This is a genomic window from Bradyrhizobium sp. USDA 4506 (genome assembly GCF_054058795.1).
Genome location: NZ_JBSSBM010000002.1, coordinates 6,712,917 through 6,731,382 on the forward strand (window position 1 = coordinate 6,712,917; position 18,466 = coordinate 6,731,382).

An 18,466-nucleotide genomic window follows, 5' to 3' on the forward strand; every position below is an offset into this window, starting at 1 on the left:
TCAATTGGAGCAACATCCTCCGGACGAAAGTTCGCAGGGCATGTCACGTTTCGACGCGCTGCCTTGTCTTGATTTCTGCAAGGGCAGCAGCAGAGGACAGCATGCACACACTCGGAACCGGCGGCGGTCGCACCCTGATCGCAATCGTCTATCATAGCGCCTACGGTCATACCCGGCGTCAAGCGGAGGCCGTCAGGTCCGGCGTCCAGGATATCGATGGCGCAGAGGCGCTTCTGGTGCCCGTCGAGAACGTGGAACAGAACTGGGATCGGCTGATGGATGCGGAAGCGTTGATCTTCGGCACGCCCACCTACATGGGCGCCGCCTCCGCGGCCTTCAAAGCCTTTCAGGAAGCAACTTCACGCGCGGTGATGTCCAAAGGCTATCGCTGGAAGGACAAGCTCGCGGCAGGCTTCACCAATTCGGGGGCACACGCCGGCGACAAGCTGTCCACATTGATCCAGCTTGCATTGTTCGCCGCGCAGCATGGGATGCATTGGGTCAATCTCGATCTGCCCCCGGGGAATAACTCCGCATCGGGATCGGAAGCCGATCCGAACAGGCTGGGGTTCTGGCTCGGAGCCGGCGCACAGTCGAACACCGACGAGGGCGCGGACACCGCCCCGCCCGATTCCGATCTCGCAACCGCCCGCCACCTGGGACAGCGGGTGGCAAAGACGGCACTTCAGTTTGTACGCGGCCGTGACGCGGCCTCGGTGCCCGTTCCGGTGGCGTCATGACAGATGCAGCTGAACCGTCAGCTGCCGAGATCTTCGCCGAGTTGCGGCCACGCCTGATCCGGCTGGCCTATCGGATGCTGGGCTCGGTCGCCGACGCAGAGGATGTCGTCCACAGCGCCTGGGTGCGTTGGCTCGCTGCCGATCGCGACCAGATGCGCGATCCCAAGGCAGTCCTGCACACCATCGTCACCCGATTATCCCTCAACGAATTGAAATCCGCACGGCGCCGGCGTGCCGCCTATGTCGGACCGTGGCTCCCCGAACCATTCTTCGACCCCGAAGCATAGGAAGCGGCGGACGATCTGATCCTGCCGTTGATGATTGCCCTGGAACGCCTGTCGCCTTTGGAGCGGGCGGCCTTTCTGCTGCATGACGTGTTCGGATTGGGGTTCGATGCCGTATCCGAGACGATCGGGCGCGAGGCTGCGACCTGCCGCAAGCTTGCCAGCCGCGCCCGCGCGCATATCCACGATGCCAGGCCGAGGTTCGTCGTCGGCAATGAAGAAGGCCTGCGGCTCGCAAATGCCTTCTTCACGGCAACGCGGACCGGCGACCTTGCTGCGCTCCGCGCCATGCTCGCCGAAGATGTCGTGGTCTATGCCGATGGCGGTGGCCGGGTCCCGGCGCCGACAGAGCCTCTGGTCGGGCGTGATGCCGCGATGGAGCGTTTCGCGGGGCTCGCCCGCCTGTTCGCCATGCATCCCTCACGATTGATCCGCTACGCCACCATCAACGGATTGCCGGGCTTCATCACCATCGAGGACGACCTCGTTCAAACGACAGCGTTGCATGTCGAGAATAAACGGGTCGTCGCTGTCTATGTGACCCGCAATCCCGACAAGCTGCACAACGTGCCTGATGTGACGGGATGGCGGAATTGAGCGCGCCGCGCGCGTCCCCGCTCAGCGCGGCCGATAGCGATAGACCAGATCGCGGGGGTCGCCTCGCGGCGCTGACGGATCGAGCGCTTCGCGCCAAACTGAGAAGAACTCAGCGTGAGCAGATCTAGACCGCTCCACCGGGATCACCACATGAGCTCGACCTGCCCCTGTCATCGTCCCTCCTTTGCTCGGCCCTGCCAGATCGCGACCGCACCTGCGAGCAACACAGCGGCCGATATCACGAGCGAGGCATGCACGCCTGCCATGAACGCGTTGTTCCCTGCGACCAGCGAGCCGAACAGGGCAACGCCAAGCACGCTGCCGGTCTGCCGCGTCGCGTTCAATACACCGGCGGCGATGCCGGATCGCGACTTCTCGACACTGCCGAGCAGCGTCGAGGTCAAAGACGGCACGAGCAGGCCGAGCCCGCCGCCGAGGATGAGCAGTTGAGCGCCGATCGCCCCGTAGCTGGTGCCTGAGGCCATAGGCAGCAGCGCAACGCAGCCCGCGGCGGTAATCATACAAGCCAGCGCAATGGTTTGCGGCGCGCCGAGGCGCTCGCTGACCGACGCGGTGATCAGGTTGGCGGGCAGCACCATGGCCATCATGGGCACGAAGGCGAGGCCCGTTGCGAACGGCGACCAGCCGTTGACGTTCTGGAAGTAGAGACTGAGTACGAAGATCAGGCCGTAGAAGGCGATGTTGAAGAGAAGCCCGACCAGAGCGGTCAGCGCGAACATGTGATGGCGGAACAACGACAGCGGCAGCATCGGTTGCGGCGCGCGCGCCTCGCGCCATACGAACAGGAGTCCGATTACGGCCGCCCCCGCGAAGCCCATGATGACGAGCGGATGGCTCCACCCCAGCGCGCCGCCCTCGATCAGGGCGCCAGCCAGCGCGCCGAGGGTTGCAATCGCCGCGATCTGTCCCGGCAGATCAATCTCGCGCTGCGCGAGCCGCGGCGTCTCCTCGGCGTAACGCCAGGCGAGCCAGAGGCCGGCGGCGCCAATCGGCAAGTTGACAAGAAAGATCGCACGCCAGCTGACCAGCGCGATCAGCGCGCCGCCAACTAGCGGCCCCGCAGTCAGTGCGACGCTCGCGCCTGCGGCCCAGAAGCCGACCGCGCGGCCGCGCGCCTTCGGATCGGTATAGGCGTGATTGAGTAGCGTCAGCGAGTTCGGCACCAGGATTGCCGCCGCCAGGCCCTGCACGGAGCGAGCAACGATCAGGAACATCGCCGACGGAGCCAATGCGCAGGCGAGCGAAGCCAACGTGAAGATCGCGAAGCCCCCTATAAATATCCGTTTGGCGCCGACGCGATCACCAAGCGCACCAGCGGTCAAAATGAAGGCAGCGAATGCGATGGTATAGGCGGTCACCACCCATTGCAGCTCGGCCACGCTGCCGCCGAGCGAGGTGCTTATGCTGCTCAGCGCGGTATTAACGATGGTGATATCCAACTGCACGACGCCGAGGCCGAGGCTCGTGGCGGCAAGCGCCAGCGCCGCGGCAAGAGGCGAACGGGATAGCGCGCTGTCAGAGCCGGCTTGTTCCGGCTGCCTTGTGTCGAGCGAAGTTGTTTGCATTGATCACACTCGGTTGTCTGTGAGATTTTGATGGCTCAGACCAGCCCGTTTTGCGATTATCATTCGATGCCAATCGAATACTTGGAGCCGCGAGACGATCTTTCGTCCCGTCGCGGCGATGCCTTTCGCTTGGGCTTAGTGGTGTCCAGACAACCTATGTCCCGCGATTGAATCGGTCTCGCAGAAACACTACGGTCTTGGCCGAAGTATCCGTGCTTGGCACTGCGTCCTCATCGGCGTAGGAGAAACACATGGATACGGGACCCAAAATCGCCCAAGTCGCGGCAATCATCGGCGATCCGGCGCGCGCCAACATGCTCAGTGCGCTGATGGATGGCCGAACGTTGACCGCCTCGGAGCTCGCCTATGTGTCTGGCGTGGCGCCGCAGACAGCGAGTGGCCATCTTGCGAAACTCAGCGACGCCGGATTGCTTGCGCTCGCAAAGCAGGGCCGACGACGATATTTTCGCCTGGCCTCTCCGCACGTCGCACGCGTGCTGGAAGGTCTCATGGTGGTGGCGCAGGACGGCCCCGCCCGGCAGCGCAATCTCTGGCGCGGCGGAGAGACGCTTCGACACGCGCGGACGTGCTATGACCACATGGCCGGCCGCATCGCTGTCGCGATCGCCGACCGGTTGGTCCAACAGTCGTTCATTCTGCTCGACGAGGATGGCGGACAACTCACCGATGCCGGTCGGTCATTCTTCGATGAGTTAGGCGTCGATCTTCGCCTCGCCTCCAAGCGCCGGGTGTTCTGTCGCCCCTGTCTCGACTGGAGCGAGCGCCGGCCGCATCTGGCCGGGGCGCTCGGCGCTGCCATTCTTCATCACGCTCTCGAGCACGATTGGGTCGAGCATGTCAGGGATAGCCGTGCGCTCGTCGTGACGCCTGCTGGTGTTAGAGGACTCGCCACAACGTTCGGCATCGGGGGCGCACTCCCGAGGGATGGACGCGAAGGGCAGGTTGCATCACTGTCCCGCGGACGGGTAGCGGTTCTCTCGGGTTGAGTCAGTTCCAACGCGTCCAATACCCGGAGCCGGCGGACCGGGACGAAGCCAGGAACGCCTGGTAGGCGGGGAAGTCATGGACAACCTGCGCACGAAGCGTCAGGCGAGCGGTCGAGATCGTTGGAATGTCAGGGGCATTGGCCCTACGCTTCTCCGAAGCTTCGGGAGACTCCCTTCGCGCTGGTCTGAAAGGGTGGCCTTCCACCCGAAGCCCGGCAGGGCGCAGAGTGGCGGAGAGGGAGGGATTCGAACCCCCGATAGGCTTGCACCTATGCCGCATTTCGAGTGCGGTGCATTCAACCACTCTGCCACCTCTCCGATGGCCCGGGTGATTTGCGCCACCCGCGGTCGGGGCGTGTTCTAGGCGAGGATGGCGGGACAGACAAGGCGCTGCAATAATATTTCCGTCACGGCCGCCTCGCCCCGTCAAAGCACCGGGACGGCCGGAGAAAGCGCGCGGAAACAAAGCGCTAGCAGAACGGTTCTGGCTCGATCGGCGCGCGAGCGAACCAGCCGGAGCAGGAGCGGGCCATGGAGCATGTGACGATTCGAGCCAATGGCGCGGCGTTCCACGTCGCGCGGACCGGCACTGGGAGACCGCTGCTGCTGTTGCACGGCTGGCCGGAATTCTGGCTGACCTGGAAGCCTGTCATGGCGCGGCTCGCCAGCCGCTACGCCCTGATCGCCCCCTGACCTGCGCGGCTTCGGCGACAGCGACAAGCCGCAAGGCTCACATGGAGGCGCGTACGGCCCCGATCAGCATACCGACGACATGCTGGCGCTGCTGGATGCGCTCGGCATCGACAAGGCCGGCGTGGTCGGCCACGACGTCGGTGGCGCCGTGATGCAGCCCCTCGCCCGCAAGGCGCCCGAGCGCGTCGCCGGATTGTTTTTCTTCGATTTCGTCTATCCCGGCATCGGGCCGCGGATGGCCGCGCCCGACCGGCTGAACCACATCTGGTACCAGTCGTTCCACCAGATGGAGATGGCGCCCGCGCTGGTCGGCGCCAGCAGAGACAGCTGCCGCACCTATATCGGCCATTTCCTGCACCACTGGTCGCACCGCAAGGCCGCGTTCGACGACGTGATCGAGGACTTCGCCGACAATTTCTTCAAGCCCGGCAATCTCGCCGGCGGCTTTGCGCATTATCGCGCATCACATGCCGCGCGCGTGAAGATGATGCAGGGCGAAGCCCCGGCGCTGCCGCCGATCACTGTTCCGACCTGCATCCGCTGGGCCGAGCACGATCCGCTGTTTCCCTATGCCTGGACCGACCGATTGGGCGAGACCTTCTCCAATCTGGACCTCGAGATGTTTCCCGATGTCGGGCATTTCCCGCATCGCGAGGACCCCGACCGCGCGGCCGCCGAGATCGCCGGCTTCTTCGAGCGGATCAATTGGAAGTAGAAGTGGTGGGACCGCCAGGACGCGACAAAAACTGGCGGTCCCGTGCCGCTTCTTAATATTGCTGGCCGGGAAGTGCGGCTTCGCCGGTCGGCGGGAGCGACACGGGCCACGGTAGCGAGCGACGTCGAAACGGCAACGCGAACCCGATCTTAACCTAACCGATCAACCTTACCGTGCGTAATCCGCGGCCGCTGGATTTGCGGATGGAGGTGCCCCGGATTTCGCGGAGCCTGTCATCGGGCGCGCATTCGCGCGACCCGTTGGCTGCATCCGGGCTACGCATGCTTACCTCCCCTTGAAAAGGGGAGGTCGCTTTGCTCGCCAGAGCAAAGCGGGTGGGGATCTGCTCTCTCCGCAAACAGCATCGCCTGCGGCTGCCCCCCATCCCGACCTTCCCCCTTTCAGGGGGAAGGAGAAGGCAGACCGTAGCCCGGATGGAGCGCGCACGAACGCTGCAGCCCGCGCGGCTCAGGCATCGGCCTTCCTGGCTTTTTTGGCCTTTTTCTCGTTCTTTTCGTTCTCGTCGTGCTTGTCTTTCTTCTCGTCCTTGCCGTTATCCCGCTTGCGATTGGTGTAGCGGGCATTGCCAAGCCCGGTTCCGATCGTCAGCACGCCCCAGCGCGCGACGTCCTGCATGAACGGGACCTCGGCCAGCCCCTGCACCACGCCGTCATTATGCATCACGATCGCGGTGTCATGATCGCCGATCTGAGGGATCGCCTCGACCAAGCTCGCCGGCAAGTTGAACTTGCTGCTCTCCCAATTGCCGGGCAGGTTCTGCGCACCTTTTTCGATCGATCCGTCCTCATTGATGACGCCGGGACAGGCGATGCCGATGAACGGCGCGAGCTTGAGATTCTCCTTCTCGGCGGCGGCGATCAACTCCTTCAGCATCTTCACCAGCCGCTTCACCGCGCCTTCGCGCGTCGGCTCGTCGTCGGCGTGGCGCCACAGCTCCGATTTCCAGACCGCCGCCTTGGAGAGATCGGGCGCCTTCTTCCAGCGCGTCTCGACAACGCCGCAGCGGATATTGGTGCCGCCGATGTCGACGGCGAGGACGCCGTCATGGGCCTCGAAGATCCAGGACGGCGCCAGATGCAGCGTGCCGATCAAGCCGGCGTCATCGGGATGAAAGCGGATCGGCACCATGTCGACCTTGAAATCCTCCGACTTCAGGATGATCTCGGTGCGCGCGATCGCGAGCTCGCCGAGCCTGGAGTCGCGGAAGCCGCCGCCAACCACGATGCGCTCGGTCCTGGCCCAGGCCTTGGTGTTGAGGAAGCGCCGCGTCACATAGGCGAGCTCCTGCGCGAACTCCTCGATCGCGCTGTGCACGACCGCGGAGGCCTCGGTGTCGTCGCCGACCAGCAGCTCATCGAGCTTCTTCTTGCTGATCTGGTCCGACGGCTCGTCGCCGAACGGGTCTTCGTCCGACTTGCGCAACGGCTTGCGCCAGCGGTCGAGGATCTTGCGGAAAGCGCCCTTGGAGGCGCGATCGCCGAGAAAACCCTCGTCGTCCTTCAGCTCGATGTTGAAGCTGTCGATGTCGACGGATGGCAGCCGCGTGGCACCGTGGTGCGCGATGCCCGTGCTCAGTCCAGAGTCGTCAGCCATGCGCGCTTGCCCTGCCCGCCTGAGGTTCCCAGCACTAACGGCCGGGAACTCAAATGGTTGCGTCCCGCGCTGCGGCGCTTCGGCCGGCGCGGGACGCAATTTCGCAAAAGCGTCAGGCGGCCTTTATTACGGCGTAACGCGCCGCGGGCGTGTTGCGCGACAGGTTCGGCATCAGCTTCTGACGGGCGGTCTCATAGGCCTGCCAATCGGCGGCATCCGGCAGCGACGGCACGGTGATGACTTCGCCCTGGTCGAGGCCGGCGAGCGCGGCATCGACCAAGTCTTCCGCCTTCATCACGATCGCGCCGGGCAGATGCTCGACCGGCGTACCGGCCACGCCCCAGAATTCAGTCGCCGTGGCTCCCGGCAGCACCGCCTGGACCCGGATATTCTTGTCCTTCAGCTCATGCTGCAACGACTGCGTCAGTGCGAGGACGAAGGCCTTGCTGCCGCCGTAGACACCGTTGAGCATTTCCGGCGCGACGCCGACGATCGAGGCGATGTTGACGATGGTGCCGCCACCGCGCGCGACAAAGCCCGGCACCGCCGCATAGGTCAGGCGCATCAGCGCGTCGACGTTGAGTGCAATCATGTCGCTCATCTTGTCGACATCGGATGCGAGCAGAGGCGCGGTCGCACCGACGCCGGCATTGTTCACCAGCACACTGATGCCGGCATTGCTGCGCAGAATGGATTCGATCCGTGAAACGTCGCCGCGCTTGCTGAGGTCGGCGGCGACGATCTCGATCGATCGGCCTGTCTCCGCCGCGAGACGCTTGGCGAGCCCATCGAGGCGCTCGCGGTTACGTGCGACGAGGATCAGATCGTAGCCACGCCGTGCGAGCCGGTCCGCATAGATGGCACCGATTCCGGACGACGCGCCGGTGACGAGCGCCGTGCCGGGCGTGGTCCCTTTGGCTGACTTGGTCATGTTGGTCTCCTGTTTGACCTGAACGGCCGGTTTTGGCCGCTGCTCAGGTACTACAGGCCCCCTTGCATGTCTCAAATGTCATATATACACCTTTTTAGGACACGAATTTGTCGCGGGAGAGTTCCATGCAGGAGATCGGCTTCGTTGTCTTCCAAGGCTTCCAGGTGATGGGCTTCACCGCCATCACCGCGTTCGAGATCGCCAACCTGGTCGCCGGTGAAAACTTTTACGCGGTCACGCTGCTGTCGGAGCATGGCGGTCCGGTGCGGTCATCCGCCGGCTTCAATGTCGAGACCGAAGCGTTCAGCGAGCGCAGCTTCGACACGCTGTTCGTCGGCGCCGGCACCGAGCTGCATCCGGCATCACCGAAGCTCACCGACTATGTGCGCCGCGCCATGACAGCGTCGCAGCGCATTGCCGCCCCTTGCGTCGGCGCCTTCTCGCTGGCCGAAGCCGGCCTGCTCGACGGCCGCCGCGTCTCGACGCATTGGCAATACGCCGCCGAATTGCAGGCACGCTTTCCCAAGCTGAAGGTCGAGCAGGACCGCATCTACATCATCGACGGGCCGATCTGGACCTCAGCCGGCATGACCGCGACGATCGATCTGGCGCTGGCGATGGTCGAGCATGACCTCGGCGTCGAGGTCGCGCGCTCGGTGGCGCGCAAGCTCGTGGTCTATCATCGCCGTGCCGGCGGGCAGTCGCAGTTTTCCGCACTGCTGGAGCTCGACCCGAAATCCGACCGCATCCAGAACGCGCTCAACTACGCCAAGGCGCATCTGCGCAACGAGCTCTCGGTCGAGGAATTGGCCGCCGTTGCACGGCTCAGCCCACGCCAGTTCAGCCGCGCCTTCCGCGCCGAAACCGGCCAGTCGCCGGCCAAGGCGATCGAGCATCTCAGGGTCGAGGCCGCCCGCGAATTGATCGGCGACGGCCGCCATTCGATGGACGAAATTGCCGGCGAGACCGGCTTTGCCGACCGCGAACGGATGCGGCGGGCGTTTTTGCGGGTGCTGGGCCAGCCGCCGCAGACCATTCGCCGCCATGCCCGCGCCGCCGCGCAGGCCGCGGCTTGAGGACCAAACCAGGCCAAAATCACACCAAACCATTCATTTTTGGCCGGTTTTTGCCCTGCTTTACCTTGACTCTGCGGGGTTTGCGGCTATAAGTCCCGTCCATCCGGCGCGGGGATTTCTCGCGCCGATTGTCTTTGTGTGATCAATTTGGGAATTCATTCCCTTCGCGCAAAACATGCAACCCATAGCGACTGAACAAAAAGCCGACCCGGGCGATCCGTCCGAGGCCGGGATCGAACACGAAGGAATCAAACGATGTTCGCAGTCATCAAAACCGGCGGCCGGCAGTACCGTGTCGTTCCGAATGATGTACTCGAGATTGGCAAGATCGCCGGCGATGTCGGCACGATCGTGCAGCTAGGCGAAGTTCTGGTGCTCGGCGGTGACACGCCGGTGCTGGGAACGCCCACCGTGGCAGGCGCCACCGTTGCGGCCGAAGTGCTGCAGCACAAGCGCGGCGCCAAGGTGATCGCGTTCAAGAAGCGTCGCCGCAAGAATTCACGCCGCAAGCGCGGTTATCGCGACGAGCTCACGGTGCTTCGCATCACCGAGATCCTCGCCGATAACGCCAAGCCGACAATCGGCCCGCGGCCGAAGAAGGAAAAGGTCGCAGCGCCCGCCGATGGCGAGGACGCAGCGCCGAAGGCGGCCAAGAAGAAGGCACCCGCAAAGGCGCCGGCCGCGAAAAAGGCTCCGGCCAAGAGCGAGAAGAAGTGATCGTCGCGCTTTCAGATTTGAAGCGTGACAAAACGTGAAATGATTCCGTCAAGGAATTGATCTAGAGATCAAAGCGAAGTCGGAGACGAGCTATGGCTCACAAAAAAGCAGGCGGTTCATCGCGCAACGGACGTGATTCCAAGGGCAAGCGCCTTGGCATCAAGGCGTTCGGTGGCGAGCGCGTGATCCCCGGAAACATCATCGCGCGTCAGCGCGGCACCACCTGGCATCCTGGCCTTAATGTCGGCATGGGCACCGATCATACTCTCTTCGCCAAGGTCGAGGGTCATGTCGAGTTCCGTGCCAAAGCCAACGGCCGCACATTCGTATCGGTCATTCCGATGGCAGAGGCGGCCGAGTAGACGGTGGACACACATGAGTCCGCCGGGTCCTGTTGAACCGGCGGAGTCGCAAAGGGCTCCAAGGGGAGGCGGGATGACCGGCCTCCCCTTTTTGTTGCGCGCGTTCCAGTTCGACCGCGCGTGACGTTCCAAGCGTTGCGTACAGATTTTTTCGCATCACAGGAGCTCGACATGTTGCAGGACATCCCGACGCCGACCTTGCGTGAGGCAAGAGCTTGCGTCCTCGAGACCGAACGGCTGACATTGCGCAAGCCGACGCTCGCGGACGTAAAAGCAATCGCACGCCTCGCCAATGACCGCCGCATCGCGGAGAACACCCGCCGCCTGCCGCATCCCTATACCCAGGACGACGCCATCGACTTCGTGCGCGCGCTCGGCGCAGGCGGCCGCGAAACCGTTTTCCTGATTGAGGATAATCACACGCCGATCGGCATGGTCGGCATCGACTGGCGCGAGGAGACATCAGCCGAACTCGGCTACTGGCTCGGCGTCGACTATTGGGGCCAGGGCTTCGGCACCGAGGCCGCGCGCGCGGTGATCGATTACTTCTTCGAGGAATTCGATCTCGACCAGCTGATCTCGGGCGCCCGCGTCGTCAACCCGTCGTCGCGCAACATCCTCGAGAAGTGCGGCTTCCAGTGGGGCGGCGTCGAGCTGCACCGCTTCGAGGCGCTGGGCTCCTCGAGCCCGGTCGACTGCTTCCGCCTGTCGCGCGGCGTCTGGGCGTCGCTGAAGAGCTGGAACAACTCGACCCGGCGGGAGATCTGAGGCTTTTGGCTTCACCCTCCCCTGGAGGGGGAGGGTCGTTGCGCATGAAGCGCAGCGGAAGGCGCAACGGGGTGGGGTGATCTATCCACTCGGGCACCGTTGGATGAGGAGAGACCTTCACCCCACCCCGCCGCTCATTGCATTCGCGTCGACCCTCCCCCTCCAGGGGAGGGTAAACATCACGCCGGCGGATTCACCGCGGAGTCCGGGCGTCCAAGCTGTTGCTCGCGGACGAAGATGTAGAGGCCGGCCGCGATGATAACAGCGGCACCGATGATGGTGGCCCAGGACGGCACGTCGCCGAACACCACGAAGCCGAAGATCACCGCCCAGACGATCATCGAATACTGGTAGGGCACCACCACGCTCGCCGGCGCGAGCTTCAGCGAACGATTGACGCAAAGCAGCGCCGCGACCGAGATGATGCCGGCGGTGAAGAACAGCACGAGGCTGCCGGCTGACGGCGTCACCCAGCCGAACGGCGAGAGCACGAGGCCCAGGATGAACGTGCCGCCGAATTGCGACGTCGCCAGCACGATATCGGGGGTCGCGCGCAGCGAGCGCGTGATCAGCATCAGCACCGCGAACGACAGGCTGCCGCCGAGCGCGATCATTGCCGGCCAGCTGATCGTCTGCGCCGACGGCCGAAGCGCGATCAACACCCCGCAAAAGCCGACCAGGATCGCGGTCCAGCGCCGCCAGCCGATATGCTCGCCGAGCACGAGGCCCGACATCGCGGTGACGAAGATCGGTCCGGCCAGATAGTAGGTGATGACGTCGGCGAGCGGCAGATAGACGGTCGCCAGGAAGAACGCCGCAACCTCCACCGTCGACAGCGTGACGCGCAGCAATTGCAGCCACGGGCGTTCCAGATGCAGAAAATCCGCGCGCCGCTGCCACACGATCGGCAGCAGCACGAGCAGCGCCGCACAGGCGCGCAGCCACAGCAATTGCCCGACCGAATAGGTGGCGACGATGAATTTGCCCATCGCATCGCCGAACGAGAACATGAAGATCGACAGCAGCATCAACCCGATGCCGGCGAGCCGCGCCGATCGGTCATCGTAGGAGGACAGTTTTGCGAACAGGCTCATGAGCAGACTTGCGCTTTCTTTTGTCAGGCCTGGCCAAGGACGGCGTCGCTTCCGCTCGCTTGGCCAAGGACGGCGTCGCTTCCGCTCGCCTATGCCCGAGTCGTCCGGTTTTAAAGACGTGGATGCCCGGGACAAGCCCGGGCATGACGAATTGAACGGATTGCCGCACCTGCGTCGCTGCGATACCGGTAGCGGATCCCGGCAACAAAAAGAGCAGGAAACGCCGCATGAGCGACTTCGATCCCACCCAGCATCGCATGGTCCCCGCGCAGCGCTGGTTCGAGGATTTCGTGCTCGGCGAGCGCTTCGTGATTCCGAGCCGGACCCAGACCTCGGCCGTGTTCGCGGCGTTCCAGACCGCCAGCGGCGACACCCATCCGATCCATTACGACGTCGAATATTGCCGCGCGCGCGGCATGCCTGATCTGCTCGCCCACGGCTTCCAGACCCTTGTGCACACCGCGCCCGGCGCCGGATTGTTTCCCTACGTCGTGGAGGAGTCGCTGATCGGCTTCCTCGAGCAATCGAGCAAGTTCCTGAAACCGGTCTATGCCGGCGATACCATCTACCCCGCGCTGGAGGTGATCGAGCTGTCGCCGGGCAAGACCACCGGCGTCGTGACGCTGCGCTCGACCGTGCACAACCAGCGCCGCGAGCTGGTGCTGGAGGGGATGCAGAAATTCCTGGTCCGGAGACGGCCTGCTTAGCCGCTTGGGCCGCAAAAAGGCCCGAAAATTAAGGCTTTTCGCTGAAGTCAGGGCCTTTCCGGGTTGCCGCAAAGGCCACCCTGCCCTAACTAGAGCGGATCATGAAATTCCTCGATGAAGCCAAGGTCTATATTCGCTCGGGCGACGGCGGCAACGGCTGCGTCGCGTTCCGGCGCGAGAAGTTCATCGAGTTCGGCGGTCCCTCCGGCGGCAATGGCGGTCGCGGCGGTGACGTCATCATCGAGTCCGTCGACGGACTGAACACGCTGATCGATTACCGCTACCAGCAGCACTTCAAGGCACAGAAGGGCACCAATGGCATGGGCAAGGACCGCCATGGCGCCAACGGCAAGCCGATCGTGCTGAAGGTGCCGGTCGGCACCCAGGTGTTCGACGAGGACCGCGAGACCCTGCTGCACGACTTCACCGAACTCGGCGAGAAATTCGTGCTGGCTGAAGGCGGCAATGGCGGCTTCGGCAACGCGCATTTCAAATCCTCCACCAACCGCGCGCCGCGCAACGCCAATCCCGGCGCGCCCGGCGAAGAGCGCTGGATCTGGCTGCGGCTGAAGCTGATCGCCGATGCCGGCCTGGTCGGCCTGCCCAACGCCGGCAAATCGACCTTCTTGTCGGTGGTCAGCGCGGCACGGCCGAAGATCGCCGACTATCCCTTCACCACGCTGCATCCGCAGCTTGGCGTGGTGAATTTCGGCGGCCGCGAATTCGTGCTCGCCGACATCCCCGGGCTGATCGAAGGCGCGCATGAAGGCGCCGGGCTCGGCGACCGCTTCCTCGGCCATGTCGAGCGCTGCCGCGTGCTGCTGCATCTGGTCGACGCGACCTGCGAGCATGCCGGCAAGGCCTACAAGACGGTGCGCACCGAGCTCGAAGCCTATGAGGGCCATCTCGCCGACAAGATCGAGATCGTCGCGCTCAACAAGATCGACGCGGTCGCGCCCGACGAACTGAAGAAGCAGAAGGACCGCCTCAAGCGGGCGGCGAAGAAGACGCCGCTGTTGCTGTCAGGCGCGACCGGCGAAGGCGTGCAGGACGCGCTGCGCGCGCTGGTCGACGTGATCGGCGAGGCGCCGGTGTCCAACAAGGCCAAGGGTCAGGCGGAGCCGTGGGCGACGCCGGTGCCGCAGGGTTGAACGGCACAAGCCGCGCAACGCCTGGACTTCCCAAGCCACATTGTGGCGTCTATTGCTTCCACCTTCCTGCCAGACCGAATCCATGAAACGCCCCGCGCTCAAGAACTTTCGCCGCATCGTCGTCAAGGTCGGCTCGTCGCTGCTGGTCGACTCGCAGGCTGGCGAGGTGCGCGCGTCCTGGCTCGCCGCGCTGGTCGACGACATCGCAAAGCTCCACAAGCGAGGCTGCGAGGTCATGGTTGTGTCGTCGGGCTCGATCGCGCTCGGCCGCAGCCGCCTGAAGCTGCCGCGCGGCCCGCTGAAGCTCGAGGAGAGTCAGGCTGCCGCAGCGGTCGGCCAGATCGCGCTGGCGCGAATCTGGTCGGAGGTGCTCGGCCATCACGGCATCGGCGCCGGGCAGATTCTGGTGACGCTGCAGGACACCGAGGAGCGCCGCCGCTATCTCAACGCGCGCTCGACGATCGCAAAGCTGCTGGAATGGGGCGCGGTGCCCGTGATCAACGAGAATGACACGGTCGCCACCACCGAGATCCGTTATGGCGACAATGATCGCCTCGCCGCCCGCGTCGCCACCATGGCGAGCGCGGATCTTCTGATCCTGCTGTCCGATATCGACGGCCTCTACACCGCGCCGCCCGCGCTCGATCCCGACGCCAAGCTGATCCCGGTGGTCGAAAGCATCACCTCGGAGATCGAGGGGATGGCCGGCTCGGCCGGGTCCGAATTGTCGCGCGGCGGCATGACCACCAAGATCGAAGCCGCGAAGATAGCGACCACGGCCGGCACCCATATGCTGATCGCGTCCGGCAAGATCGAGCATCCGCTTGCTGCGATCGCCGATGGCGGCCGCTGCACCTGGTTCCTGACCCCCGCCAATCCGGTCACCGCGCGCAAGCGCTGGATCGCGGGCTCGCTCGAGCCGAAGGGCACGCTGACCATCGATGCCGGCGCGGTGGCGGCGCTGCGCGCCGGCAAGAGCCTGCTGCCGGCCGGCGTGATCCGGGTCGACGGCCAGTTCGCCCGCGGCGATGCCGTGGTGGTGCGCGGCCCCGACACCCACGAGATCGGCCGCGGCCTGGTCGCATACGACGCCGAGAACGCCGAGAAGATCATGGGCCGCTCCTCGCCCGACGTGATGACCATTCTGGGCATCAGCGGCCGATCCGAGATGATCCATCGCGACGACCTCGTGATCGGCCCGGCCGGGGCGATCCCGCCCAAATAGGCCCAAATAACCTGCTGGGCCGAGCGGACGGCCTGCCGCCCACCTGCCATGTCGGTTCCGCGCCTCGCCACCCTTCAATTGCCATGCTAGAACATGGCCTTAGTCCAAAGCTGGTAGTTTCATGAGCGCCCCCCTGAAGGCGATCGACGGCAACGCCGATCTTACTGCCCTGATGACCGACCTCGCCGCCAAGGCGCGCGCCGCGGCGCGCGTGCTGGCGCTGGCGCCGCCGGAGCGGAAGGACCGGGCGCTCGCCGCGATCGAACGCGCGATCCGCGCCAACGCGCCGGCCATCCTCGCCGCCAATGCCGAGGATGTCGCCGAGGCGCGCGCGAGCGGCATGAGCTCTGCCTTCGTCGACCGCCTGACGCTGACGCAGGCGCGCGTCGCCGGCATGGCCGATGGCGTTGCGACCGTGCGCGAGATCATCGATCCGGTCGGCGCCGTCACCGAAAGCTGGCAGCGGCCTAACGGCATGACCATCGAACGCGTCCGCGTGCCGCTCGGCGTCATCGGCGTGATCTTCGAGAGCCGCCCCAACGTCGCCGCCGACGCCGGCGTGCTGTGCCTGAAGTCCGGCAACGCCGTGATCCTGCGCGGCGGCTCGGACAGTTTCCGCTCCTGCCGCGCGATCCATGATTGCCTGGTGCAGGGCCTGCGCGAAGCCGGCCTGCCTGAGGCCGCGATCACCTTGGTGCCGACCCGTGACCGTGCCGCTGTCGGCCTGATGCTGACGGGATTGAACGGCGGCATCGACGTGATCGTGCCGCGCGGCGGCAAGAGCCTGGTCGCACGCGTCGAGGCGGAGGCACGCGTTCCGGTGTTTGCGCATCTCGAGGGCGTCAACCACATCTACGTCGATGCCAGCGCCAGGCTCGATATGGCCAAGGCGGTCGTGCTGAACGCCAAGATGCGCCGTCCCGGTGTCTGCGGCGCCGTCGAGACCCTGCTGGTCGATCGCAACGCTGCCGCGACGCAGCTGAAACCGCTGGTCGAGCTGTTGATCGATGCCGGTTGCGAGGTGCGCGGCGACGACGCCGTGCAGGGCGTCGATGCCAGGGTGAAGCCCGCATCCGACGAGGACTGGAACACCGAATATGAGGACGCGATCATCTCGGCGAGGATCGTCGACGGTCTCGATGAAGCGATTGCGCATATTCAAAATCACGGCTCGCATCACACCGATGCGATCGTAACGGAGGATGCCGTTGCCGCGGAAAGATTTCTCAACGAGGTCGATTCGGCGATCGTGCTGCACAACGCCTCGACCCAGTTCGCCGACGGCGGCGAGTTCGGCTTCGGCGCGGAGATCGGAATTGCCACCGGCAAATTCCACGCCCGCGGGCCGGTCGGCGCCGAGCAGCTGACGAGCTTCAAGTACCGCGTCCACGGCACCGGGCAGACGCGGCCGTGATCATTGTCGCACGCGCACGGTAAGCCATTGCAGCAAGCATCGAGCGTGTCGTTATCCGCAGCCCAAGCGCTTCCGTTCTATACCAACGGCATGCGCATCGGGCTGCTTGGCGGCTCGTTCAATCCACCGCACGCCGCGCATCGCGCCATCAGCCTGTTCGCGCTCAAGCGCCTGCAGCTCGACCGCGTGTGGTGGCTGCTGACGCCGGGCAATCCGCTGAAGAACCATGATGGCCTGCACGCGCTCGCCGAGCGCGCCGAGGCCGCGCGCCGCGTTGCCGACGATCCGCGCATCGACATCAGCTGTCTCGAAGCTGTCATTGGCGTCAGCTACACTGTGGACACGATCATCCACTTGCGCCGCCGTGTCTCCGGCGTGCACTTCGTCTGGATCATGGGCGCTGACAATCTCGCGCAATTTCATCGCTGGAAAGATTGGCGGCGCATTGCGTCCGATGTGCCGATTGCCGTGATCGACCGTCCGCCCCAAAGTTTCCGCGCCCTTGCCGCACCGGCGGCGCAGGCGCTCGCGCGCTATCGCATGCCCGAAAATCAGGCGACACGGCTGGCCGACCAGCAGGCGCCGGCCTGGGTGTTCCTGACAGGAATGAAATCCAATTTGTCTTCGACCGGACTTCGGAACCCGGACGGGAGCTGGAGAACGGCATGAAGCGCAAAAGGGTTACTGGAATATTGAAACCATTAACCCCACATGCGTAGTATGGCGCGTGGGGCCGAGGATTCGGCACCCGCGATACAGTGAAAGGAATGGTCCCTGGCCACATCTGTATTGTCAAAGTCTGTTTTACCCAAGGTTCCAAAGACTGCGCGTAAAACATCGACCAAAACCGCGGCCTTGCAGGCGCAACCGGACGCCGACAAACCGGATGCCAACGAGACGCTGAGCCTGATCCTCTCCCGCCTCGAGGACATGAAGGCGGAAGAGACGGTCACCATCGACCTTCGGGGCAAATCCGCATATTCCGACTACATGATCGTCACCACCGGCCGGGTTAACCGGCACGTTGGCGCGATCGCGGAAAATGTGACGAAGAGCCTCAAGGAGAACGGGGTCAAGAACATCCATGTCGAGGGCTTGCCCAACTGCGACTGGGTGCTGATCGATTCCGGCGAGGTGATCGTGCACGTGTTCAGGCCTGAGGTGCGCGAGTTCTACAACCTCGAGCGGTTGTGGACTCAGAACCCGGCGGTCGCGGCGGTCTAAGGGGGTTCGAAGCCGATGCGAATCGGCTGCAGCGCAGCTAGTCTGCGTTGATGCGCCTTGTCGTGATCTGCATCGGCCGTCTGAAACAGGGCCCTGAACGGGAGCTCGCCGAGCGTTACCGCGAGCGCTTCGAGGATATCGGCCGCAAGCTTGGGTTTCGCGGCCTCGATATCCACGAGATCGCGGAAAGCCGCGCGCGCGACACCGCCGCGCGCATTGCCGAAGAAGCCGCGGCGATCTCGGCGCTGCTGCCTGAGAAGCACGCGCTGGTCGCGCTCGACGAACGCGGCAAGAGCATCGACAGTGCGAGCTTTGCCCGGCAGCTCGGCCGCTGGCGCGACGAGGGAACAGCACATACTGTCTTCGTGATCGGCGGCGCAGACGGACTTTCGCCTGAATTGCAGCGCAAGGCTTTGTTGCGAATTGCATTCGGCTCCGCGACCTGGCCGCATCAAATGGTCCGCGTCATGCTTCTGGAACAGATTTATCGCGCCGCAACCATTTTGGCCGGCCACCCCTATCATCGCGCGTAAGGCGTGGTGACGGACAGTCGAAACCACT

Annotated in this window: 17 protein-coding genes, 1 tRNA gene and 2 pseudogenes; 15 read left to right on the forward strand and 5 right to left on the reverse strand. The window is 64.5% G+C overall.

Annotated features, from left to right (window positions below):
- Nucleotides 1-101: 101 nt before the first annotated feature.
- Nucleotides 102-740 carry a flavodoxin family protein gene (locus tag ACVIHF_RS33705; protein WP_456793222.1) on the forward strand — a complete coding sequence of 213 codons (639 nt, stop codon included), beginning with the start codon at nt 102-104 and terminating at the stop codon, nt 738-740.
- Nucleotides 737-1,621: pseudogene (locus ACVIHF_RS33710) on the forward strand (sigma-70 family RNA polymerase sigma factor). The gene ACVIHF_RS33705 and the pseudogene ACVIHF_RS33710 overlap by 4 nt, the downstream one beginning before the upstream one ends.
- A 170-nt stretch (nt 1,622-1,791) precedes the next feature.
- On the opposite strand, the gene ACVIHF_RS33715 reads toward ACVIHF_RS33710, so the two are convergent.
- On the reverse strand, nt 1,792-3,207 hold the full coding sequence (locus ACVIHF_RS33715) for an MFS transporter (RefSeq protein WP_456793223.1): 1,416 nt from the start codon (nt 3,205-3,207) through the stop codon (nt 1,792-1,794).
- 251 nt (nt 3,208-3,458) lie between these two features.
- Between ACVIHF_RS33715 and ACVIHF_RS33720 the strand changes: the two genes are divergently transcribed.
- Nucleotides 3,459-4,214: an ArsR/SmtB family transcription factor gene (locus ACVIHF_RS33720; protein WP_456793224.1), complete on the forward strand. Its 756-nt coding sequence runs from the start codon at nt 3,459-3,461 to the stop codon at nt 4,212-4,214.
- A gap of 228 nt (nt 4,215-4,442) precedes the next feature.
- Here the strand turns inward: ACVIHF_RS33720 and ACVIHF_RS33725 are convergent.
- Nucleotides 4,443-4,532: transfer RNA gene (locus ACVIHF_RS33725), tRNA-Ser, on the reverse strand.
- Between the two features lie 213 nt (nt 4,533-4,745).
- Here ACVIHF_RS33725 and ACVIHF_RS33730 point away from each other — a divergent pair.
- Nucleotides 4,746-5,622, forward strand: a pseudogene (locus ACVIHF_RS33730) (alpha/beta fold hydrolase).
- A 468-nt stretch (nt 5,623-6,090) separates the two neighbouring features.
- Here the strand turns inward: ACVIHF_RS33730 and ACVIHF_RS33735 are convergent.
- Both ACVIHF_RS33735 and ACVIHF_RS33740 read right to left on the reverse strand, forming a co-directional pair.
- On the reverse strand, nt 6,091-7,236 hold the full coding sequence (locus tag ACVIHF_RS33735) for an ROK family protein (RefSeq protein ID WP_456793225.1): 1,146 nt from the start codon (nt 7,234-7,236) through the stop codon (nt 6,091-6,093).
- A gap of 112 nt (nt 7,237-7,348) precedes the next feature.
- A complete protein-coding gene (locus ACVIHF_RS33740) occupies nt 7,349-8,167 on the reverse strand; it encodes an SDR family NAD(P)-dependent oxidoreductase (protein WP_456793226.1) in 819 nt (272 codons plus the stop codon).
- A 125-nt stretch (nt 8,168-8,292) separates the two neighbouring features.
- Between ACVIHF_RS33740 and ACVIHF_RS33745 the strand changes: the two genes are divergently transcribed.
- The 4 genes from ACVIHF_RS33745 (at nt 8,293) to ACVIHF_RS33760 (ending at nt 11,090) form a co-directional block, all read left to right on the forward strand.
- Complete coding sequence (locus tag ACVIHF_RS33745) at nt 8,293-9,243, forward strand: GlxA family transcriptional regulator (RefSeq protein ID WP_253605435.1); 951 nt, start codon at nt 8,293-8,295, stop codon at nt 9,241-9,243.
- A 255-nt stretch (nt 9,244-9,498) separates the two neighbouring features.
- The gene (gene rplU / locus ACVIHF_RS33750) at nt 9,499-9,960 is read left to right on the forward strand and encodes a 50S ribosomal protein L21 (RefSeq protein ID WP_253605436.1); all 462 of its coding nucleotides are present in this window, start codon (nt 9,499-9,501) and stop codon (nt 9,958-9,960) included.
- A 92-nt stretch (nt 9,961-10,052) separates the two neighbouring features.
- On the forward strand, nt 10,053-10,322 hold the full coding sequence (gene rpmA, locus ACVIHF_RS33755) for a 50S ribosomal protein L27 (protein WP_016847848.1): 270 nt from the start codon (nt 10,053-10,055) through the stop codon (nt 10,320-10,322).
- Nucleotides 10,323-10,493: 171 nt separating this feature from the next.
- Nucleotides 10,494-11,090, forward strand: a complete 597-nt coding sequence (locus ACVIHF_RS33760) for a GNAT family N-acetyltransferase (RefSeq protein WP_456793227.1) — start codon at nt 10,494-10,496, stop codon at nt 11,088-11,090.
- 179 nt (nt 11,091-11,269) lie between these two features.
- On the opposite strand, the gene ACVIHF_RS33765 is transcribed toward ACVIHF_RS33760, so the two are convergent.
- Nucleotides 11,270-12,184 (reverse strand): DMT family transporter, encoded by a 915-nt coding sequence (locus ACVIHF_RS33765; RefSeq protein ID WP_253605440.1) that lies wholly within the window; start codon nt 12,182-12,184, stop codon nt 11,270-11,272.
- A gap of 227 nt (nt 12,185-12,411) precedes the next feature.
- Here ACVIHF_RS33765 and ACVIHF_RS33770 point away from each other — a divergent pair, with 227 nt between their 5' ends.
- The 7 genes from ACVIHF_RS33770 to rlmH all read left to right on the forward strand — a co-directional run bounded on the left by ACVIHF_RS33770 (nt 12,412) and on the right by rlmH (nt 18,438).
- Complete coding sequence (locus ACVIHF_RS33770) at nt 12,412-12,891, forward strand: MaoC family dehydratase (RefSeq protein WP_137484028.1); 480 nt, start codon at nt 12,412-12,414, stop codon at nt 12,889-12,891.
- Between the two features lie 101 nt (nt 12,892-12,992).
- On the forward strand, nt 12,993-14,042 hold the full coding sequence (gene obgE, locus ACVIHF_RS33775) for a GTPase ObgE (RefSeq protein ID WP_038384668.1): 1,050 nt from the start codon (nt 12,993-12,995) through the stop codon (nt 14,040-14,042).
- A gap of 82 nt (nt 14,043-14,124) precedes the next feature.
- Entirely contained in the window at nt 14,125-15,267 is a 1,143-nt protein-coding gene (proB, locus tag ACVIHF_RS33780; RefSeq protein ID WP_253605442.1) for a glutamate 5-kinase, read from the forward strand.
- A 121-nt stretch (nt 15,268-15,388) separates the two neighbouring features.
- On the forward strand, nt 15,389-16,681 hold the full coding sequence (locus ACVIHF_RS33785; RefSeq protein ID WP_456793228.1) for a glutamate-5-semialdehyde dehydrogenase: 1,293 nt from the start codon (nt 15,389-15,391) through the stop codon (nt 16,679-16,681).
- Between the two features lie 45 nt (nt 16,682-16,726).
- Nucleotides 16,727-17,350: a nicotinate-nucleotide adenylyltransferase gene (locus ACVIHF_RS33790; protein WP_080583350.1), complete on the forward strand. Its 624-nt coding sequence runs from the start codon at nt 16,727-16,729 to the stop codon at nt 17,348-17,350.
- A gap of 186 nt (nt 17,351-17,536) precedes the next feature.
- The gene (gene rsfS / locus ACVIHF_RS33795; RefSeq protein WP_456793229.1) at nt 17,537-17,905 is read left to right on the forward strand and encodes a ribosome silencing factor; all 369 of its coding nucleotides are present in this window, start codon (nt 17,537-17,539) and stop codon (nt 17,903-17,905) included.
- A 50-nt stretch (nt 17,906-17,955) separates the two neighbouring features.
- On the forward strand, nt 17,956-18,438 hold the full coding sequence (rlmH, locus tag ACVIHF_RS33800) for a 23S rRNA (pseudouridine(1915)-N(3))-methyltransferase RlmH (protein ID WP_092087094.1): 483 nt from the start codon (nt 17,956-17,958) through the stop codon (nt 18,436-18,438).
- Nucleotides 18,439-18,466: the final 28 nt, after the last annotated feature.

Excerpts from the sequence above, each read along its gene's own strand:
- ACVIHF_RS33705 (WP_456793222.1), top strand. The coding sequence starts at position 102 with ATGCACACACTCGGAACCGGCGGCGGTCGCACCCTGATCGCAATCGTC.
- ACVIHF_RS33715 (WP_456793223.1), bottom strand. The coding sequence starts at position 3,207 with ATGCAAACAACTTCGCTCGACACAAGGCAGCCGGAACAAGCCGGCTCT.
- ACVIHF_RS33720 (WP_456793224.1), top strand. The coding sequence starts at position 3,459 with ATGGATACGGGACCCAAAATCGCCCAAGTCGCGGCAATCATCGGCGAT.
- ACVIHF_RS33735 (WP_456793225.1), bottom strand. The coding sequence starts at position 7,236 with ATGGCTGACGACTCTGGACTGAGCACGGGCATCGCGCACCACGGTGCC.
- ACVIHF_RS33740 (WP_456793226.1), bottom strand. The coding sequence starts at position 8,167 with ATGACCAAGTCAGCCAAAGGGACCACGCCCGGCACGGCGCTCGTCACC.
- ACVIHF_RS33745 (WP_253605435.1), top strand. The coding sequence starts at position 8,293 with ATGCAGGAGATCGGCTTCGTTGTCTTCCAAGGCTTCCAGGTGATGGGC.
- rplU (WP_253605436.1), top strand. The coding sequence starts at position 9,499 with ATGTTCGCAGTCATCAAAACCGGCGGCCGGCAGTACCGTGTCGTTCCG.
- rpmA (WP_016847848.1), top strand. The coding sequence starts at position 10,053 with ATGGCTCACAAAAAAGCAGGCGGTTCATCGCGCAACGGACGTGATTCC.
- ACVIHF_RS33760 (WP_456793227.1), top strand. The coding sequence starts at position 10,494 with ATGTTGCAGGACATCCCGACGCCGACCTTGCGTGAGGCAAGAGCTTGC.
- ACVIHF_RS33765 (WP_253605440.1), bottom strand. The coding sequence starts at position 12,184 with ATGAGCCTGTTCGCAAAACTGTCCTCCTACGATGACCGATCGGCGCGG.
- ACVIHF_RS33770 (WP_137484028.1), top strand. The coding sequence starts at position 12,412 with ATGAGCGACTTCGATCCCACCCAGCATCGCATGGTCCCCGCGCAGCGC.
- obgE (WP_038384668.1), top strand. The coding sequence starts at position 12,993 with ATGAAATTCCTCGATGAAGCCAAGGTCTATATTCGCTCGGGCGACGGC.
- proB (WP_253605442.1), top strand. The coding sequence starts at position 14,125 with ATGAAACGCCCCGCGCTCAAGAACTTTCGCCGCATCGTCGTCAAGGTC.
- ACVIHF_RS33785 (WP_456793228.1), top strand. The coding sequence starts at position 15,389 with ATGAGCGCCCCCCTGAAGGCGATCGACGGCAACGCCGATCTTACTGCC.
- rlmH (WP_092087094.1), top strand. The coding sequence starts at position 17,956 with ATGCGCCTTGTCGTGATCTGCATCGGCCGTCTGAAACAGGGCCCTGAA.